This is a genomic window from Streptomonospora alba, assembly GCF_000826685.1.
Classification (GTDB): Bacteria; Actinomycetota; Actinomycetes; order Streptosporangiales; family Streptosporangiaceae; genus Streptomonospora; species Streptomonospora alba.
The window spans coordinates 35327-55272 of record NZ_JROO01000005.1 but is presented as its reverse complement, the minus strand read 5'-3'; the positions used below and the strand labels follow the sequence as shown (position 1 = coordinate 55272).

At 72.5% G+C, this 19946-nt stretch carries 13 protein-coding genes; 4 read left to right on the top strand and 9 right to left on the bottom strand.

What is annotated here, in order from left to right; translation table 11 throughout:
• The 7 genes from LP52_RS02485 to LP52_RS26985 all read right to left on the bottom strand — a co-directional run bounded on the left by LP52_RS02485 (window position 1) and on the right by LP52_RS26985 (window position 10379).
• Window positions 1-1791 (bottom strand): FAD-dependent monooxygenase, encoded by a 1791-nt coding sequence (locus tag LP52_RS02485; RefSeq protein ID WP_040270399.1) that lies wholly within the window; start codon window positions 1789-1791, stop codon window positions 1-3.
• A gap of 40 nt (window positions 1792-1831) precedes the next feature.
• A complete protein-coding gene (locus LP52_RS02480; RefSeq protein ID WP_040270398.1) occupies window positions 1832-2047 on the bottom strand; it encodes a ferredoxin in 216 nt (71 codons plus the stop codon).
• 23 nt (window positions 2048-2070) lie between these two features.
• Window positions 2071-3240: a cytochrome P450 gene (locus LP52_RS02475; RefSeq protein ID WP_040270518.1), complete on the bottom strand. Its 1170-nt coding sequence runs from the start codon at window positions 3238-3240 to the stop codon at window positions 2071-2073.
• A 159-nt stretch (window positions 3241-3399) separates the two neighbouring features.
• Window positions 3400-4425 (bottom strand): polyprenyl synthetase family protein, encoded by a 1026-nt coding sequence (locus LP52_RS02470; RefSeq protein ID WP_052809338.1) that lies wholly within the window; start codon window positions 4423-4425, stop codon window positions 3400-3402.
• Window positions 4426-4543: 118 nt separating this feature from the next.
• Window positions 4544-6547: a tryptophan 2,3-dioxygenase family protein gene (locus tag LP52_RS02465; protein ID WP_084722814.1), complete on the bottom strand. Its 2004-nt coding sequence runs from the start codon at window positions 6545-6547 to the stop codon at window positions 4544-4546.
• Window positions 6548-6575: 28 nt separating this feature from the next.
• Window positions 6576-7565, bottom strand: coding sequence for a polyprenyl synthetase family protein (locus tag LP52_RS02460; RefSeq protein ID WP_040270395.1), 990 nt, complete (start codon window positions 7563-7565; stop codon window positions 6576-6578).
• A 114-nt stretch (window positions 7566-7679) separates the two neighbouring features.
• Window positions 7680-10379 (bottom strand): helix-turn-helix transcriptional regulator, encoded by a 2700-nt coding sequence (locus tag LP52_RS26985; RefSeq protein WP_169775332.1) that lies wholly within the window; start codon window positions 10377-10379, stop codon window positions 7680-7682.
• Between the two features lie 168 nt (window positions 10380-10547).
• Between LP52_RS26985 and LP52_RS26065 the strand changes: the two genes are divergently transcribed.
• On the top strand, window positions 10548-13322 hold the full coding sequence (locus tag LP52_RS26065; RefSeq protein ID WP_040270393.1) for an AAA family ATPase: 2775 nt from the start codon (window positions 10548-10550) through the stop codon (window positions 13320-13322).
• Window positions 13323-13494: 172 nt separating this feature from the next.
• On the opposite strand, the gene LP52_RS02445 is transcribed toward LP52_RS26065, so the two are convergent.
• Together LP52_RS02445 and LP52_RS02440 are read right to left on the bottom strand one after the other, a co-directional pair.
• Window positions 13495-14982 carry an MFS transporter gene (locus tag LP52_RS02445; RefSeq protein WP_202966031.1) on the bottom strand — a complete coding sequence of 496 codons (1488 nt, stop codon included), beginning with the start codon at window positions 14980-14982 and terminating at the stop codon, window positions 13495-13497.
• Window positions 14983-15032: 50 nt separating this feature from the next.
• On the bottom strand, window positions 15033-16148 hold the full coding sequence (locus LP52_RS02440; RefSeq protein ID WP_040270392.1) for an FAD-dependent monooxygenase: 1116 nt from the start codon (window positions 16146-16148) through the stop codon (window positions 15033-15035).
• A gap of 235 nt (window positions 16149-16383) precedes the next feature.
• Between LP52_RS02440 and LP52_RS02435 the strand changes: the two genes are divergently transcribed.
• The 3 genes from LP52_RS02435 to LP52_RS02425 all read left to right on the top strand — a co-directional run bounded on the left by LP52_RS02435 (window position 16384) and on the right by LP52_RS02425 (window position 19937).
• Complete coding sequence (locus tag LP52_RS02435) at window positions 16384-16992, top strand: TetR/AcrR family transcriptional regulator (protein WP_040270390.1); 609 nt, start codon at window positions 16384-16386, stop codon at window positions 16990-16992.
• A 519-nt stretch (window positions 16993-17511) separates the two neighbouring features.
• Entirely contained in the window at window positions 17512-18093 is a 582-nt protein-coding gene (locus tag LP52_RS02430; protein WP_157036167.1) for a hypothetical protein, read from the top strand.
• Window positions 18090-19937 (top strand): ABC transporter ATP-binding protein, encoded by a 1848-nt coding sequence (locus LP52_RS02425; RefSeq protein ID WP_052809336.1) that lies wholly within the window; start codon window positions 18090-18092, stop codon window positions 19935-19937. Before LP52_RS02430 ends, LP52_RS02425 begins: the two co-directional genes overlap by 4 nt.
• Window positions 19938-19946 lie beyond the last annotated feature (9 nt).

Below are 19946 nucleotides of genomic sequence, written 5' to 3'. Positions count from 1 at the left end.
TCACCTCCCGGCCGTCGCCGCGTCGGAGCGGCCGAAGAGGCGGCGGAGCGCCGCGTCGAGCTCCAGCTCGGCGGAGGGGCCCGCGTGGGGGCTGCGCCAGGCGACGTGCTGGTCCGGCCGAACGAGCACGGCGCCGTCTTCGCCGATCCCGCACACCTCGGCCCAGGTGCCCTCGGCGTCCCAGTGGCCCGATGCGCTGGGTCTGCTCTCCACGGGGATCACGGTGAGCTCCACCCTGTGGGCATCCGCCGCCTTCTTGGCCGCGATCTCCCAGGTCTCGCTCAGCGGGCCGGTGATCAGCACGAAGCCGGTGCCGGCGCCGACCAGGTCGTGCGTCGACACCCGGTCCCCGCCGTGCCGCAGCCACGCGTGCGGCAGCCGGTGCCCCGGCCGGGTGAGCGGATGGTAGGTCGCGCCCATCGGGTCCCGGGGCGGCGGCGGGGTGCCGTCCGGGAGTACCGCGCCGGTCGCATAGTGGAAGCCGAGCTCGATGTCGTGCGCCTGGTACTCGATGCGCTGGGTCTCGAACACCTCGCGGGCCACGGCCCGTCGGGTCTCCCCGATCGGTGTGTCGGAGAGGAGCTCCTGGAAGCCGGCCCGGGTGGCCTCCGGTCGACCGGGCGCCTGGCCGAGGCTCGCGAACAGGGACCCGTAGTTGCGCAGGCAGGCCATCGACCAGCGCACGTTGCGCGCGGCAGCGGGCAGCCGCTCCGACTCGTAGGTGTCCAGCAGCGCGTCGCCGGCCCGGCCGTCGAGCACGGCTGCGAGCTTCCACGCGAGGTTGTGCGCGTCCTGGATCGCCGTGTTCAGGCCGCCTCCGGCGGCGGGCGGCTGCCGGTGCGCGGCATCGCCGGCGAGGAAGACCCGCCCGCCCCGGAACGACTCGGCCACGACCGCCTCCGGCCGGTATTCGCTGACGTGGTGGATCCGTATGTCCAGGTCCTCCGGCAGTTTCAGCAGATCCCGCACCCGCGCGGTGATGGCCTCGGTGCCGAGGTCGACGGCGGCTTCGGAGTGCACGCGGAAGTGCAGCGCCCATTCGTCGGAGGCCAAGCCCCACCGGGGCCCGGACGCGACGACCACGGACACCTCCCCGTCGGGGCTGATGATGTGGGTCATCAGCACCGCGTCGCCGCCCCACCAGCGCGACAGGTCCGCGCTGAAATGGACCGAGATGATGGTGAAACCGCCGCCGGCGCCGTCCATCGGTACACCGAGCGAACTGCCGATGCCTCGTCCTCCGTCGGCTCCCAGCAGGTACCGGGCGCGGACGACGCCCGTCTCTCCGGTGGACCGGTCGGTGATCCGCGCGGTCACGCCGTCCTCGTCCTGGGTGAACTCCTCCATCTCGTGGTGGAAGAGCAGGCTGGAGGGTGCCCGCTGCTCCGCGTGCCGGCGCAGCAGCGGTTCGAGCCGGTGCTGCGGAAGGTTGGTCGAGGGGCCGGTGCTGTCGGCGGCGTAGGGGCCGGCGGTGCTGCCGCCGCCGAAGGCGTCCATGCGGTGCAGTTCCCGCGCGTCCAGAGGGCCGTCGCCGCCCAGCGAGGTGTACCAGGCGATCTCGCTCATGTTGGCCAGCGGGGCGCCGACCTGGTAGACGTCGTCGGCGATCCCGTGCTGGCGGAAGATCTCCATCGTGCGCTGGTTGAGGTAGTGGGCTCGGGGGAGGACCGACGTCGACTCGCGGCGCTCCACCACGAGGTGGCGTACGCCCGCGTCGGAAAGGAAGGCTGACGCGGCGAGCCCGCAGCCGCCACCGCCGACGACGAGAACGGGCACCTCTGTGTCAAGCATGTGTTCCCCTTGGGGTCGGGCGGATGTAGGGCCGAGCGGGTCACCCGTCGTGAGCGGGTGTTTCCCCGTGCAGGGCGATGGCCGAGGAAGGACAGCGCAGGGCCGCCTCTCTGACCTGCTCGTGCCGGTGGTCCGGTGGGGCCGCGTCGAGCACGACCACCGTGCCGTCCTCGTCGCTCTGGTCGAACACCTCAGGTGCGAGCGCGGCGCAGTTGCCGACGGCGATGCACCGGTTCCGGTGGATTGCGATCTTCACGGTCGTCTCCGCCTCTCCTCGGCTCACCAGGTGACCGGCAGGGAGTCGACACCGAAGACCAGTGCGTTGGTCCGGTAGTCGAGCTCCTCGTGCGGGACGGTGAGCCCCAGCGTGGGGAACCTGTTGAACAGCGCCGGCAGCGCGACGCGCAGCTCCACGCGCGCCAGCTGCTGGCCGAGGCACTGGTGCGGGCCGAAGCCGAAGGTGAGGTGGCGCTGCGGGGGACGGCGCACGTCCAGGCGGTCCAGGTTCTCGTCGTGCGAGCCGAGGTCCCGGTTGGCGGCCAGGACGGACGCCACGACCCGTTCACCCTCCTCGATCTCGCGGTCCCGTACGCAGATGTTCCCGGCCGCCTGGCGCGGCAGGATGGTGGCCGGCGCGCAGATCCGCAGCAGCTCCTCGACGGCACCCTCGGTCGCCGAGGGGTCGTCGCGGACCACCGCGAGCTGGTCGGGATGGCGGAGCAGCAAGGCGATGGCGGCCGAAAGGGTGCTGGCGATCGTCTCGTGTCCGGCGATGAGCAGCATGTTGCCGATGCCCGCCAGCTCGGTGTCGGTCAGCTGGTCGCCGAAGTCGCGCACCACGCGGCCCAGCACGTTGTCGCCGGGGGCCTCACGGTGCTGGGCGACGAGCTCGGCCATGTAGGCCTCCATCTCGGCCGCCTGGCGCATCTGCTCCTCGCGACTGATGTCGAAGTCCAGCGCGACCTGGGTGCGGCGCTGGAACTCCTCCCGGTCGGAGTAGGGCACCCCCAGCAGTTCGCAGATGACCTGGGTCGGAATGGGCGCGCAGAAGAGCTGCACCAGGTCCGCGCCGGGGCCGGCCTTCTCCACCGCGTCCAGAGCAGCCTCCACGGCGCCCTCGATCTGCGGCTTGAGCTCCCGTGCGCGCCTGGCCGTGAACGACCCGGTCAGCATGCGCCGCAGGCGGGTGTGCTCAGGGCCGTCGTAGCTCAGCAGGTTGCCCGCCTGGTAGGGCATGGACCCGCCCATGTGCAGCCCGCCGTCGGCGAGTACGGACTTGACGTCGTCGTACCGGGCGAGGACCACCGCGTCGAACTCGCCCAGCATCGGGCTGGGCACCGTGACCCGGCGCAGTTCCTCGTCCTTCTGCGCTTCGTACAGCTCCGGAACGGGATCGAACGGGCATTCGGCGGCCCGTCCTGCGATGGGGATCGCACCGGACTCGGTCATGAGATCGCCTCTCTGCTCGTCAGGGATGAAGGAGAAAAGGGAGAAGGCCACCCGCGGGGCACACCGGCTCCGCCGGAGCCGGAAGGCCCGCAGCGGTACCGTCGGCCCGCGGCCGCGGCCGCGGGCCGGCTCGGCACCCGGCCGCGCGCGTGGGCCGTGTCAAAGCTTGCGGCCCAAGAGGAACCCGGCGATCTCCAGGAACTCGCCGCGTACGCCGTCGGGCATCTCGGCGGCGGCCAGGCTCTGCTCCGCCGCGGCGGTCTGGCGTGCCGCCTCCTCCTGCGCCCAGCGCCGCCCTCCGGCCTGTTCCACGAGGTCGGCGACGCGCCCGACGGCGTGTTCGGGGAGGGGGCCCGACCCCAGGTACAGGGCGCGGAGCTCGTCCGCCCCCGGCGCGTTCAGCGCCGCCACCACGGGCAGCGACTTCTTACGGACTCGCAGGTCGGCCCCGATCTGCTTCCCGGTGCTTCGCGTATCGCCCCAGATGCCCAGCACGTCGTCGACGAGCTGGAAGGCGAGCCCCAGGTGTTCACCGAAGGCCCTGAGCCCGTCGATCAGGGGTTGTTCGGCGCCCACCAGATCGGCACCGAGCGCGCAGGCGCATCCGAGCAGCGCGCCCGTCTTGCCGCGGGCCATGCGCAGGCACTCGGCCAGGCTCACCTGGTCGCGCCGCTCGAACGCGACGTCGCATGTCTGGCCGTCGATCATCCGCTGGGTGGCGGCCATGAGCGACGCGGCGGCGGAGCCGGCCCCCGGGGCCGGTGAGGCCAGCAGCGCGGAGGTGGCCGCGGTGACCATCGCGTCGCCGGCCAGGATGGCGTTCGGCACGCCGAAGACCGCCCAGGCGGTCTCCCGTCCGCGCCGGGTCTCGTCGCCGTCCATGATGTCGTCGTGCAGCAGCGAGAAGTTGTGTACCAGCTCCACGGCCACCGCCGCCGGCAGGCCGTCCGTGTCCGCGGCGCCCGCCGCCCGCGCCGACAGCAGCGCCAGGTTGGGCCGGATCATCTTCCCGCCCCAGGTGCCGGTCGGCCGGCCCTCGGCGTCCGCCCATCCGAGGTGGTACTGGGCGATCCGGCTCATCTCCGGTCCCAGGTGGGAACGGACCGCATCGCGCAGCGCGGGGCGGAGCAGCCTCCGGCCGGGGTCGAGGGTGGGGGAGAGGCGCTGCGTCGGCGCAGTCGTCACGGGAACCACCGCCCACCCGGGCGGCGGGACTGGGAGCAGGGGGACCGGTCGGCACGGGAACGGGAGGGGTACGTGCGGGCATCTCGCATGGTGCACCTTCGCTGTCGGCTCGTGGCAGTCACGGGGCGGGCAGGTCGCCGGGGGTGGTCGGCACGGGGGTGTTCAACAGGACCCGCCGCAGCACGCGGGGAGAGGTGAGCAGGCTGTGGGGCGGGGACAGCAGGAAGAGGACGTCGCGGTTGGCCGCGCACACGACCGGGTCGCTCGGTACGTGGTCGCGCACGCGGCCGAGGTAGCGGTCGAGCAGCCGGGCGACGGGGCCGCTCTGCACCGCGTTGCCGGTAGCCCCCGGCATGGGGCTGTCCGCGCCCGTCGCCACATCCCACGCGGTGCGGGAAGAGCGCAGCGCCGCCCGCTGCAGAGCGTGCACCGAGGGGGTGCGGCCACCGGCCAGCGCTTCCTTGAGGGCGACCGCGTTCAGCGCCGCCGCGGAAACGCCCTGGCCGTAGACGGGGTTGAGCGCGCACAGGGCGTCCCCGACGACGAGCAGGCCGGCGCGGTCCCGGCCCAGGCGGTCGTAGCGGCGGCGCCGGTTGGCGGTGTGCCGGTAGCCCACGGGCCGGGCGACCGGCTGCGCCGTGCTCAGCCACGCTCGGGGAGCGGGGTGCGGCAGCCGGCCGGTGAAGTCGACGAAGCCCTCCGGGTCGGTGGGCGGCGCCTGGCCGCGCGGACCGGACAGGGTGACGAGCCAGCGGTCGCCCTCGACGGGCAGCACGATCGTGCCGAACGGCTGCTCGGCGTCGGGCACGATGTAGAAGCCCTTGAGGTCCTCGGGCGGGGCGTCGGCGCGGAAGGCGCCCGTGGCGTAGGCCCGCCCGGTCTCCACCACCTCTTCGGCCGGGGGCCGGCCGCCCAGCTCGGTCAGCCACTGGGGGGTGCGACTGGCCCGTCCGGTGGCGTCCACCACGAGGTCTGCCGTGAGCTCTTGCCGGGCGTGGTGGTCGCCGTCGCGGTCGCGGAGCGTGACGCCGGTGATGCGGCCGGGACGGCCGAGCAGGCCCGTCGCCTCGGCGCCCGTCCGGACGTGGATACGGGGGTCGGCCACGACCCGTCGGCGGATGCCGTATTCCACGAGGGGACGCGAAGGGGCCATGACCGGCGCGGACGGATTCCGGCGGGATATCCACTGCCCCGCCTGCCACACCCCGAGGTCCCCCGGTACCGCCAGGCGCGGAGCGCCCGCATCCGCCAGTTCGGGCAGCAGCTCGGGCAGCAGCTCGGCCAGGGCGTTCATCCCGCTGGTCAGCAGGACATGGGTGTGCCGTGACTGCGGCACACCCGCACGGGGCGCGGGACCGTCCTCGTAGCGGTCCCGTTCGAGCACCGTCACCCGGTCCGCGTGGTCCGCGAGGACGTGCGCGGTCAGCAGCCCCGCCACGCTGCCGCCCATCACGACCACATGTCCCAGCGGGGAACGCCCGGACGGCGCACGCCGCGCTCGGTCGGCGGAGGCGTTCGCGCGGTCCGGCCGCGGAGGGGGTACGGCCGGCTTCGCGTCTGCCGGCGGGTCGTCCAACCGTCCCGCCAGGAAGCCGACGCCGGCGGTCTCGCCGGTGCCCGGCAGGTCGCCGAGCATGTGCCCGACCAGCTCCAGGTGCGTGTTCCGCCAGCGCCGCACGGCGCCCTTCAGCTCCTCGAGCCGCCGGTGCGTCTCCGTCGAGCCGTCGCCACCGGCCTCCGGCGCCAGGTCCCCGACACGGGAGAACAGCTCCTTGAACTGCTCCGACTCCACTCCGCTCGCCGTGCCCAACCGGTCCCGGAACCGCAGGAAGTCCTCCCGCCCCAGCGTGCCGTGGAGCAGCGTGAGCTGCCCCGTCATGCTGTCCACCAGCCGCGTCGCCCGTTCCGCCCGGTAGGAGATGCGCTGCTGCCCGCACCGGCCGGATCCGATGTGCCGCAGGTCGGCGAGCACCTGGCTGAGTAGAATCTCCGAGGCCTGGTGCACGACGATGAAGAGCCGCTCGCTGTCGTGCAGGTCCGGCTGCTCCGCCGGTGTGAGCGGATGCTGCAACGAGAGCAGTTCGTCCAGGTTCAGGTAGGTCGCATACGTCGGGGTGCTCATCAGGCCAGCTCCTCGGGGTCGATCCGCACTACACGAGGCGGCCGAGCACGGTGAGGTCCTCCAGCGCGTCCCTGTGGACGCCGGCCGGCAGGGCCTCCAGCGCCTTGGCGGCCATCCGCACGTGGCGGTGCGACACCTCGCGCGCCTCGTCCGCCCCGCCATAGGTGTGGACCAGCTCCGCCATGGCCTCGTAGCGCGCCTCTACCGGCGCGGAGGTGTCGGTGAGCAGGTGCTCGATGCGCCGCCGCTGCCGCTCGGGGGCGCGCTCGTGGGCGATCAGCACCGGCAGGGTGGGCCGGCCGTTTCGGACGTCGGAGACGTTCGGCTTGCCCGCCCTGGTCCCGTCATAGGCCATCAGGTCGTCGCGGATCTGGTAAGCGGTGCCCAGCAGGTCGCTGTACTCGCTGAGCGCCTTCAGGGACATCTCGTCGGCGCCGCCGAGAGTGGCGCCGACGCCGCAGGCCATCCACAGCAGGCCGCCGCTCTTGTCCCTGATCATGTCGAGGTAGGCGTCGACCGAGCAGATGCTGCGACCCATCCGGATCTCCCGGACGGCCGCGTCCCCGATGCGCAGTCCCGACTCGGAGAGGACCGCCATGGCCCGCGTGACCCGTGCCGCCGGGGCGCCGGCCTCCTGGCACTCGGCCAGAGCGGAGAAGCCGTGGAAGAACAGCCCGTCCCCACCGACGATCGCGGTGGGCTGGTCGAACACCGTGTGCGCGGCGGGCTTGCTGCGCCGCTCCCCGTCGGCGTCGATGATGTCGTCGTGCATCATCGCGCCGACCTGCACGCACTCCAGAGCCACGGCCGCCGGGAGGACGGCCGCCATGTCGCCCCCCACCGCGAGGCTGGACCGGATCACCAGCCAGGGGCCCATCATCTTCCCGAAGGGAACCAGTCCGTAGCGCACCACTTCGTCGAGACCCGAGACATCGTGCGGCCACCGGGCCTCGACCTCGGCTCGCACGGCCGCCGCCACTTCGGAATCGGCGACCTGAGGAACGTCGCTTTTGGTCATGCGGCTTACGTTAGGGAGGCCGCGGCGGAGCTGTCGTCACCGGCGGCGGACCTCGGCCCGAGTGGGCCCGAGGATGGCATCTTCGGCCCGGAGCCGGAGGGAAGCGCCCTCGGGTCAATCCCGCGTCAGCCGGCCTCCCAGGCTGACCGCGGCCAGCTCGACGCGCGAACGGCAGCCGGTACGAGCGAACAGGCGGGTCAGGTGGTTCTCCACGGTCTTCTCGCTGAGCTGGAGGCGGAGAGCGATCTGCCCGTTGGTCAGGCCCTCGCCGACCAGCTCGACGATGCGCTGCTCGGTGACGGCCTGCGCCCCTCGGCCGCGGACCCGTGGGGCGGGGACCCCGCGTTCGCGGGCCACCGCGCGGATGTGCTCCAGGAGCACCGACGCGCCGCACCGGGTGGCGAGTTCGTGGGCCTCGCGCAGCCAGGGGCGTGGATCCTCGGCGAACCGCGCGATGGCCAGGCATGAGTCCAGCAGGGACGGCAGGTCTTCCCGCTCGCGGGTCAGCTCGGTCGCGGATTCGGCCAGCTCGACGTCGCGGTGTACCAGGCCGCGTGCCAGCAGCAGAGCCTCCTGCGTGTCGGTTCCCGTCTCGCGGCACAGGAGCTCGGTCTCCTCCAGCAGCTCCGCCGCGCCGTGCCGGTCGTCGATGGACACGGCGATCTGCACCGCCCGGATCAACAGGAGGAACAGGCCCACGTGCGGCCCGGACCGGCGCAGCCGCCGACCGGCCCGCAGCGCCAGCCGGACGGCCCGCCGGTGGTCGCCGGCGCGGCTGAACAGGCCGATCCTCACCCAGGCGCGCATCGCGACGGGCTGGGGGGACGGAACCACGCGGCCCAGCCACCAGGCCGCCTGCCGCGACTCGCCCCGGGCGGCGCACATGTCCGCGGCGAGCAGGCGGGCCGCTTGGTGCGCCAACGTGTCCGTGGAGTACGACAGCTCCAGCTCCCGCACCGCCGACATGGCCTGCGACCAGTCGGCGCGGTTGTAGCCGCGCACCACCCGGCGGTGCACTCCGGGCACACCGGTCGTGGGGATTCGGTAGTGGTCGCCGAGCACGAGCCGCATCACCGTGGCAGTGTCGACCATCGCGGCCGCATGGTGCAGCCGGTCCAGCCCTCGCCGGGAGGTCGCCGCCCCGCCGGAGCGGTGCCAGGCCCGCTCGCAGGCGGCGAAGTCACCGGAGAGCGCGGCACTCAGCACCTCCATCCGGTCCGCCGGCACCAGCCGGGACCTGTACGGGGTGACGGGGCCGGGCGTCCGAGGGAGGCCGAACCACCACTGCGCGAACCCGATCGGTTCAGCGCCGGTGGGCCCCGCGTCCAGCAACGACCGCACGGCCTCATCCGCGGGCGGCTCACCGGAGTGCAGCGCGGCCATGATCGCGGCGAGACGAACCTCCTCCAGCGAGCCTCGGGCGCACCCCTGCTCCGTGTACTGGGCGAGCACATCGCGCAGGAGTTCGTGGCGGCCGGTACGGACGACCAGGTTCACCAGCCGGGTGAGCGTAGGGGGGTGTTGCGGATCGCTCGGCGGCAGGCGGGGCAGCGCGGCCGCGTACGACGACGCCGCGCGCTCCGGCCGCTCCGGCTCGTCGTCGGCGGCCAGGCCGAGCAGCCAGGACACCTGGGAGGCGTCGAGCACGACGTTGGAACCGCTGCCGGCGATGTGGCCGGCGAGCACCGCGGGGTCGACGGCGTCGGGCTGCCGGGCCAGTATCTGTTCCGCGAGCAGGGTGTGCAGCGAGACGTCGCACCGGTTGGCCGCCCACCCGACGGCGGAGGCCGCCAAAGCGGGGCACCGGCAGCCGACCCGGCCCACCGGATCGGCGATCAGCACCTGCGCCTCGATCATCCGGTCCAGCACGCGTCCGTAGGCGGTGAGGTCGCTCCCGGTCATCTCGGTGAGCAGCGGCAGATCGTCGACACTGATGCCGTCCAACACGGACACGGCGGTCAGCAGGTGCGCAGCCAGATCCCCGAGGGAGGCGACCCGGCGCAGGAGGTGGTGGTCGCCGGGAAGCTCGACCGGCTCAGAGGGGGCGTGGAGGCACAGCCGGCCGCCGAAGGGGGTCAGTCGGCCGCGCTCGCGCAGGTCGGCGAGTGTGGCCAACAGCGTGCCGGGGTTGCCGAACAGCGGCCCCAGCGCCGTACGCAGGATGCCGGGTACGGCCTCGTCCAGTCGCGGCCCCGGCGTGCGGCGCAACAGGGACTCTGCGACGTCGTCGGAGACCGGTCCGAGCGTGACCACCTGGTCGGCGGCGGCCAGCAGTTCGCCGGGGCCCAAGGCGTGCTCCGCGCTCTCGTCACAGGCGGCCAGTACCAGGCACCCGGACCGCCGTGCCGCGGCGATCATGGGCGCGGGCTCGGCGACCGCGTGCGCGTCGTCGGCCAGGACCACGGTGCGTCCCTGCTGAGCGAGCCCGGCGAACAGGGAGTCCAGCGCGGGGACCAAGGACGGCGCCCAGCCGCCGGTTTCCCGCCCCACCGCATCGCTCAGCCGGGCCACGGTGTTGAGCGAGGCGGCCAGACCGGCCGCCTGGAACTGCTCGAACCGGTCGCGCACGGCGCGTACCAGCGGTCCGAGGCCGAACGCGTCGTCGCGGCCGCCCGGCCCGGAACCCATCCGCACCGGCAGGACGCGTGTCCCGGCAGCCCGCAGCGTACGCTCCGTCTCGTCCAGCAGCGCCGTCTTGCCGATGCCGACCGGCCCCTTGAGGACGATCAGGCGACCGCCTTCAGCCGCAAGCGCGGCGCGGAGCGCGGCCAGCTCCTCTTCTCTTCCGCGTACCATGGCACGCGCACGGGCCACTGCCGGATTCCTCCCGTCAACACCTGGTGCGGCGACGAGCCGCGAGAGCCACGGCCCGTTCCGACGCGGCGGCGGGGGCGACCGCGGGTCGGCTTCGTGCTGGAGCCGTGTTGTGATCTTAACCTTCGATACCTCCGCCGGTCGGGTGTGCTTGGGCACACTGGGCGGGTGATCGATCGCTGGTGCAGTGAGAACGGTCCTGCTCAGTCGGCGCGGGAGCCCTTCGGCCGTTCGGCCCCTGCCGACCGCGTCGCCGACATCGCCACCTCGCCGGAAGCGGCGTCACTGGCGCTGGTCACAGGGCCGATGGGGATCGGGCGCAGCACGGTACTGGCCAAGGTCGAGAGCGAGCTCGCCGCGCGTGGCGTCGCCGCCCTGTCCCTGCGGGTTCCGCGCAGCGAGCGCGACCGCCCCTACTCCCTGGCCCTGCGACTGCACGCCGAGCTCGGTGCCCTGAACCGGGACCGCGGCGCCGGGTACCCGGCGAAGGCCGCCGTTCCGACGCCGGGCCCGGACGCCGGCCGCCGCATGGTCTCCGAGCTGCGATCGGCCATCGGCGCGAGCGGAAGGCTCACCATCCTCATCGACGATGCGCAATGGGCCGACCCCGGTTCCCGCGCCGTGCTGCTGCAGACGGCCCGCGCGCTGGCAGGGGGTCCTGCCACGCTCGTCTGCGCGTTCCGCCCGTCGCCGGCCGATCCGGCGGAGGAGCGGGGCGTGCTGGACCGGCTGCGCGCGGCCGGCCTCGCCGAGGAGGTGCCGGTACCTCCGCTGCGCCAGTCGCAGGTCCGCGCGCTGGTCGCACGGCAGCTTCAGGCCGATCCGTCGGAGGCGCTGATGGCGTACCTGCGTCGGGAGTGCCGCGGAAGGCCCGCCGCGGTGCTCGCCGCCGTGGCGGGGTACCAGCGGAGCGGCGCGGTGCGCGTCTTCGACCGGAACGCCTATCTCGTCTCGCCGGACCAGCCGCCCCTACTGCCCGCCGAGCTGCCGTCGGTCACGTACCTGCGGCAGCTGGGCACACCGGTCTGGCCGGTGGCCAAGGCCATGGCGGTGCTGCACCCCCTGGGCCCCGCCGCGATCGGGTTGGTCGCGGTGGCCGCGGACCTGGACGAGGACCAGGTCCGCGACGCACTGTCCGAGCTGTACGCCGAGGGGGTGCTGCGGTACGGGCCCGGAGCGGACCGGTGGCGGTTCCGCCTGCCGCTGCTCGCATCCGCGCTGAGCGCCTGCCTCGGCCCCTACGAGCGACGAAGGTCCGCCCAGGTGGCGGTCTCTGCTGTCTGGGCGGACGAGGCGGTGGCGGATTCCGGATACCTGGCCGAGCAACTGGTCGCCGCGGGCCGGTTCGTGGACTCCCGCCGAGCCTCGGACGAGCTGCTGGCCACGGGCGCCGCCGCCATGCTGGACGACGGGTACCGATCGGAGCGCTGGCTGCGCGCGGCCGTCGAGCTGGCCGGCGAGCCGGAGCAGCGCGCCCGCGCCCTGCTCGCACACGCCGCCGCCTGCTGCATCCATCTGCGGTACGCCGACGCGGTGAACAGCGCCCGGACCGTGCTGTCCGACTACGCCGACGCGGTTCCCCCGGAGGCCCTGATCGAGATCGAGATGATCTACGTCATCTCCCTCGGCGGAACCTTCGACACCGAGGCGCTCACCGAGATCTGCGACGGCGGCTGGCGCTCGTTGCCGGGAGGGGAAGGGCACAGGCTCGTCGCCCGGTGCGCCGCCCTGTGCCACCTGGACCGCTGGCGGGACGCGCACGAACTGGTGGAGGCCGGGCGGGACGTCTGGAGCCGGGACATCGATATGGTCGCGGCGCTGGGCCAACTCGTCAGCGAGTCCACCGGGGCGTACCTCGGCAGGACGGAGGCGTTCGACCGGGCCGTCGCGGCCCCCTCCCGCTGGCCCCTGTGGGAGAAGGGGATGCGGCACCGCTTCGAACGGCTGGCGCATCTGGCCCGGACGCTGCTGCTCTTCGGCGAGCGGGACCGGACGGACCGGATGCTGGCGGCGCACGAACCGCCCACCGGGTACTGGCCCGTCCCCGACCGGGTGGTGCTGAACAGCCAGGCCGGGCACTGGGCCCCTGCGCTGGACCTGGTGCGGCTGAGCTTGGCCACCGGCCTCACCGTGGGCGACCTGCCGAGCCACACCTTGATGTGGCGGGAGACGAGCATCATACTCGGCGCGCGCGGCCAGCTGACCCGGGCCCGGGAAGCGATCGAGAGGGCCCAGAGCGCGCAGTCCCTGATGCTCCATCTCCTGGCCGTGCCGGACGCGTACCTGAGCCGGGCCCTGGGCGCGCCGGAGCGGGTCGGCCGGATCGTCGCGGACGCGCTCGCCTACGCCGACGAGCGCGGCCTGATCGTCGGCACCGACGAGCTGTGGCTGATGACGGCCCTGTCGGAGGCAGACGAGGGCGATCCGGTCGTGGCGCAGCGGTACGTGGAGGAGACGGAGAAGGTCGCCGGACTGCTCGGCACCAGCCGGGCCGAGCTGTGCCACCTGACCGCCACCGCCGTGGTGCACCGCGACCGCGCGGCCGCCGCGGAGGCGGTGCGGTTCGCCCGGCGTCGCGCACTGCCGCTGGAGTCGGCCGACACGATCGGCGTGCTGGTCCGGCACGGGCTGGCCGACGCGTCGCTGCTGCACGAGGCGTACGCGGTCTACGGCGACCTCGGCGCACTGCTGCGCAGGGCGCAGGCGAGGATCCTCATGCGCGAACACGGCGTCGCCATGCCGCGCCGTGCCGAGATCATCGCCGAGAACGAGCGGCTGCTCGCCACGCTGGTGACCGAAGGGCTGACCAACCGCGAACTGGCCGTCGTGCTCGGCGACAGCGAGAAGAGTGTGGAGAGCCGGCTGAGCAGGCTGTTCAAACGCACCGGGTACCGCTCGCGGGCCGAACTCGCCTCCGCGATGCTGGCCGGCGAGTACCTCTGAGGCTCCGGCCCACCTTCGGCGACCGACCGCTCGTGGGACGCGACAGCACCGATACCGCCGAGCGGCCCCGCCGCCGGGTGCGGCTTGACCGCAAGCAGCGTCGGGGCCGCTCGGTCGAGCAGCGAGGACGGGGGGAGGACGGAGGGGGATGCTCCACAGGACAGGGGCGTAGTCAGTGTGTTCTGTCGGGCGCCCCGAAACGCTGCGGTGCCCCGGGCGAGACCGGCGCGGCAGACCGGCTGCGTACCAGCATGATCGCGGGCACCGCAGCGAGGGCGAAGAGCACACCGGCCATCAGCACGTAGAGGTACACGCCGGTCGCCGAGCTCACCGGGGCGCCCTCGACGACGGGCCCACCGGTGATACGGGTGGCCTTGAGGATCTCGCCCCCGGCGAAGCTGAAGACGACCGAGCCGAGGGCGAACATGACCGACACCAGACCCGAGACCGTGCCCTGCCGCTCCGGCGGTGCCAGGTCGGTCGCCAGGTTGTAGCCGGACGCTCCGATCGCGCCGGCGGCCATGCCGACCATGGCCCCGCAGGCGATCGCCAGCGGGAGCACCGACACCCCCGCCAGCATCGTGAATGTCGCCAGGGTCCCGACGGCGACGGCGGCGAATAGGGGCTTCGCGGGCCCGAGCCGCCCCGCGACCCATCCGGCGAGCGTGCCGCCGACGAAGATGCCCAACTGGGCCGTGGCGAGCAGCACCGCTTTCGCCTCACCGTCGCCCATCCCGTAGCCGAGTCCCAGGTCGGCGGGTACATCGGCGATGGTGGCCGTCAGTTGCAGCATGCTCCGGAAGGAGCCGGCGGCCAGCACCAGGGCCAGCAGCGTCAGCAGGATCGGCCGGCTGAGGGCCCGGACGTCGATGATGGGATCGGCGACTCGCAGAGCCAGCACCGCCCACCCGGCCAGCGCGGCGGCGCCGGCCGCCAGCAGCACGAGCATGCCCCCGGACAGCCACCCGGAGTCCGCACCGAGACTGACGTAGGCGAGCACCGCGCCCATCCCGCCGCCGAGCAGCAGCGCCCCGCCCCAGTCGATCCGGCCGGCGCTGCGGTTCGGCGACTCCGGGATGAAGGAACGCACGCACAGTGCGGCCGCCGCGGCGAGCAGGCTCGCCGCGACGAACACGCTCCGGTAGCCGAAGAGGTCGATGATCGGCTGCATCACCAACGGCTCGATGAACCCGACGATCGCCGCGCCCGACGTCACGAGTCCGATCGCGGGCATGGCCACCCGCGGAGCGCAGAGTTGGCGGATGAGGGCGACCGAAATGAAGATCGCGCCCAGGGACGCCCCTTGGAGGAAACGCCCCACCAGGAAGATCCAGACGGTGGGTGCGGCGAGGCAGACCAGCGCGCCTGCGCATGCGGTCAGCAGCGTGATGACGAGCATCCGGCGCTGCCCGAAGATGTCGGAGCTCTTCGCGAGCAGCGGCGACCAGATGGCCCCGGCCAGCATCCCGCTTTGGCTCAGCCATGCGACCTGGTCGGTGTCGAAGTGCGCGAGCAACCGGTTGATGACCAGCATGGGGGAGCCGATGGCCATGTCGGCCAGGACGTTGGCGAGGATGAGAACCGCCACCCAGAGGACGAGCCGCCTGCTCCAGCGGTGCTCCTGAGCGCCGGGAGCGGGCTCTTCCAGCGTGTCTTTCACTATGTATTCTCTCCAGCGCATCAGAGGTCGACGGTCTCTTTGCCGAGTGCTCAGTGCGGGGCGGTGCCCGCTGCTTGCAGGGCCTTGTTGCGGGCGGCGATGTCGGCCCAGCTGGCCGGCAATAGGAGGTCGCGGCCGCCCTCGACGCTGTCTTGGGCGAAGGTGACGTAGGGGCGCTGCCGGGCCTCGTACCGTTCGAACGCGGCGGTGTGGTCGCCGCCGCACCGGTCCAGCTCTTCGGCGAGAATGCGGGCGCCGGTGAGCGCGAGCGACGTACCCCGTCCGGAGAGGAAGGCCGGGCTGTACCCGGCGTCCCCGACGAGGACGACGCGTCCGCGGTGCCACGACGGCAGGTGGATCTGGCTCGCGGAGTCGAAGAAGAAATCGGGGTCGGCGCGGACCGCATCGAGGAGTTCCGGGATTCTCCACGACCGGTAGCCCGCGAAGGCGTCGATGACGATCTTCTTCTGGGCGTCGAGGTCGTGGCGGTCGTGGTCGAGCGGCTCCGAGCGGAACTGGAAGACCGCGACGGCCTTGTCCTTGTACCGGAAGGCGCCTGCCATCCGGCCGGGGACGTTGTGGACCGCGTTGGCGCCCTCGGACCGCGCATCACCGGGAAGGGCGGCGAGCGCGATGTAGACACCGAGATGGCGGAGGTAGTCCTCCTCGGGCCCGAACACCAGCCTGCGTACCGCGGAGTGCTGGCCGTCGGCACCGAGCACGAGGTCGTACCGCCCGGTGCGGCCGGAGGCGAAACGCACGTCGACACCGTCGCCGTCGTCGGTCAGGGCTTCGATCGAGTCGCCGAAGCGGATCGCCGCTGTGCCCGGGAGCGCGCCGGCGAGGATGTGCATGAGGTCCTCGCGCAGGATCTCTATGTCGTCGTCGGAGTCGCCGACCCGGCCAACGGGGAGGCGGACCACCGGCTCGCCGTCGCCGTCGACGAACCAGGTGGACTCCGACATCCGCAGGCGTTGCTCCTGGACCTTCGCGAGCAGACCCATTCTCTCCGCGGTCGCGACGGCGTCACCGCGGATGTCGATGGGTGTGCCTGCAAGGCGGAGGTGCTCGTCGTACTCGACGACGGTGACGTCGTGGCCTCGACCGCCGAGCTCGAGTGCGGCGGCGAGGCCGGCGATGCCGGCTCCGGAGATGAGGATGTTCACGCTGTGCTCCAGGTGTGGCTGGGTGGACGTGCCGGTCGGGACAGCGGCGGCCCGCCGGTGGGCACGGGGGAGGCGCAGAGCAGTGCGGTCGGCGGTCGGGACGCGGCTGCGACCCCCCGACCACTAAAGCGACAATCTGTTGCTTTTATGAGCTTACTTGCGACCGGCTTGCACCGCAACGCCGCACCTGGCGACAATCGGGGCCCGAGCAGGCGAACAGGAGGTGAGTACGGCGATGGCCGACCGGAGCGCAGACCGGCCGCCCGCACGGCGCCCCGGTGGCCGCAACGCGCGGGTGCGGGCGCAGATCCTCGCCGCGACCACCGAGCTCGTCGCGCGCGACGGCATCGCGGGCTTCCGCTACGAGGAGGTCGCCGAGCTCGCCGGCGTGCACAAGACCAGCGTCTACCGCAACTGGCCCGACCGTGAGGAGCTGGTCGTCGAGGCCCTGCTGTGCTACGCCGATGACCTCGCGTCGGTCGAGGACACCGGCGACCTCCACCGGGATCTCGCGGACTTCCTCATGGGAATCGCCGGGGGCCTGGAAACGCCGTTCGGCCGGACGCTCGAACAGGCCATCCAGCCCGCCCGCCAAAGCCCTGCTGTCCGGCAGGCGCTGGCCAGGATCCTCGACCAGCGCGTGGCCGCCCTGCAGCGGCGGGTGGACACCGCCGTCGACCGGGGCGAGCTGCCCCCGGTCGACAGCTTCTTCCTCGGCGAGATGCTCTCCGGACCGGTGCGCCTCATCGTCAACCGCGGCATGCGCCCGTTCACCCGCACGGACGCGGAACGCATCGTCGGCGTGGTGCTCGCCGGAATCCGGGCCACGGCACCGCACGTCTGAACGCTCGCGGCCCGATACCGCGCCGATCCGCCTGGGTGACGATCTGCGACGGGGAGCGAGTACCCATGTCCAGTCCGTTGTGCTGGATCACCACCGCCACCGCCCTGCTGTCGGCCGCCATCGCGGCGGTGGTGCCTCATGCCCGGGAAGTCCGGCGAAATACCGTGAAGTCGGATGAGAACTTCCTTGCTCCTCGCGGTAACCGGATTTCGTGTCGCCTTGTACGGCTCGGCCTGTTCGGCATTTCCGGCCTGATGTGCACGGAGGAGCCCGCTGCCGTGTCAAGACCGTGCCGAGTCACCGAAAGTATCGGTGTGTCAGGGGGTCTCGTCCAGCCGGGTACTCCGAGACAAATCGGTTGACTCCGATTGGCCCCGCTGCGAATATCACAGCTCAGCCACCGAAATCGCCGAAGCTTTCGCGTCCTGGAGAAAACGCTATTCAGGTACTCGACAAGTGCTGGTCCGAGCCGCCTCCGTGCGGCGCTGACATTGGAGTGCTGTGCCAGGCGACGCCATTGTGAACACCGGCGAGGACAACGAGCCGTCAGCCGTGCCCACGCCCGACCCCTGCCCGGCCCACTTCCGAGGCCGCTCGCAGCGTTCCGGAGGAATCGGCTGGGCACAACGGGTTCAGTGGGCGTCGGTCAACGGACTGGCCGAGCGGAACAGCACGAGATACGACATGTTCCGGTACGCGGTACGTGAGGTGTTCCGGAATTCGCTCCACGCCTATCGCCACGCCCAGTCCCTGGGCGCGCTGTTCCTTTCCCGGATCGATTCGGCACCGAATAACACACCGTTCGTCCATTCCAACGACGTGCGCTCGATCGTGCCCATGGACGAGCCGAAAAGAGCGGACCGACCGGTGGTGCCCGCGGCGGCGGACAAGCCCGTGATGACCGAGACCGTGCCGGGGTATGCGACCGGAGCCACCCTCAACCTCGGTGTCGGGGCGATGCAGGGCTCGTCGCGGCACCCGATCCTCAGGGTCGAGACCGACCTCCTGCCTGTCGAGGGCGTCTCGCTGCTCCTGGAGCGCATGAACCGCATCCTCGCCGGGGCCCTCCCCGCGCCCTCCACCGGGTCAAAAGCCCGATGAGGACGGACGACCTCGCCGACCCGCGGTTCACGCTCGGTGCATTCCGTCCGTCCGTGCTGCGCGAGCTGGCCGCCGAGCGGGTCAAGCTGCTGCGACTGCTGCGGCACGCGGGCCCCGGGACGGTCGCGGCGCTCGTCGGCGCGCATGCGGTGGGCGTGGTGACGACCGCCTCGGGCGCCGTCGCGACGGGGTGGCTGGTCGGGGCGGCCACACACAGCGATCGGTTCGCCGAGGTCCTCGGGCCGCTACTGGCGGTCGTGGGGCTCATTCTGATCGACCGCGCAGCTCAGGTGGCGCTGGTCCTGCCGTCCGCGGTCGCTGCGCGGCGCGTGGACGGGGCGGTGCGCCTCATGGTGCGCCGAATGGCTCTGGCACCCGGAGAGATCGCCCATCTCGACGACGCGGAGTTCCGCGCCGACGTCGAGCGCGCCTGCGATCTCGGCGCCGGTTGGCGGGCTCGCTCTCCCGGCGAGGCTGCGGTGGGTCAGCTGACGCTCGTCTTCCGGGTCGTCACCGGAGGGGCCTCGGCCGCGGTCATCGCCGTGTACTTCCCCTGGCTCGCCCTCGGCCTGTTCGCGGTCTCCATGGTGATGCGGATGCTCACCCGCCGCCAGTGGATGTGGCTCGCGGCCATGGACGACTCCCGCATGGACGAGCACCGCAAGGCGCAGTACTTCGCCGGACTGCTCACCGAGGCCGGACCGGCCAAGGACGTTCGGCTGTTCGGACTGGCGGACTGGCTGCTCGCACGGTTCCGAACCGCGAACGTCGCGGCACGCAGCCCGATGTGGAACGCCCGTTCGTCCGTGCTGAAGCGCCAAGGCCTCACATTCGCCCTCGCGGCCGGCGGCGCCGCCGTGACGCTGGTCGTGCTCGGCACCTCCGGGCAGAGCCCGGCGACGGTGGCGCGCTGCCTCGTCGCGGCCTGGGCGGTGATGGCCCTGGCCAATCTCGGCCAGGAGGCCTTCGAGATCGACTACGGTGTGGCGGCCGTGCGCGCCCTCGACCGGATGGCCTCCCGGTACACGCCGTCGGCGGGTGCCGTTCGACCCCTCGTTTCGACCGGCTGTCCGCCGCACGTGCGCTTCGAGAACGTCACGTTCACCTACCCGGGCGCCGACCGGCCGGTGCTTGAGGACCTCTCGTTGGAGATCCGGCCCGGCGAGACGCTGGCCGTCGTCGGCGTCAACGGCGCGGGCAAGACGACGCTGACGAAGCTGCTGGCCGGGCTCCACCGCCCCGACTCCGGGCGCGTCGTGGCCGACGGCATCGACCTGCGTGAACTCGACCTCGGGGCGTGGCGCCCCCGGATGAGTGCGCTGTTCCAGGACTTCGTCCGCTACGGAACGACCGTCGCCGACAACGTCGCCTTCTCAGCGCCCGAACACGTCGGCGACGCCGCCGGTATCGATGCCGCGATCGAGGCGGCCGGTGCCGGCGAGGTCGTCGCCGGGCTTCCCGAGGGGACCGGCACGAGGCTGTGGCGCGGCGGAGAAGGCGGCGTCGACCTGTCCGGCGGGCAGTGGCAGAAGCTCGCGATCGCACGTGCGCTGTTCGCGGCGGCTCACGGACGGGCACTGCTCGTACTCGACGAGCCGACCGCCCATCTGGACGTCGAGGCCGAACAGGAGTTCAACGACCGGGTGGCCGCCGGCGCCGGCGGGGCGTCGATCGTGCTGATCTCCCACCGGCTCTCCAACGTGCGAGGCGCCGATCGGATCGTCGTGCTCGACGGAGGGCGGATCACCGAGTCCGGCTCCCACGAACAGCTCATGGCCGCAGACGGCGGCTACGCCGCGCTGTTCCGGCTGCAGGCGGCGCGGTTCGCGAGGGCGGAGGCATGATGCGCCGGG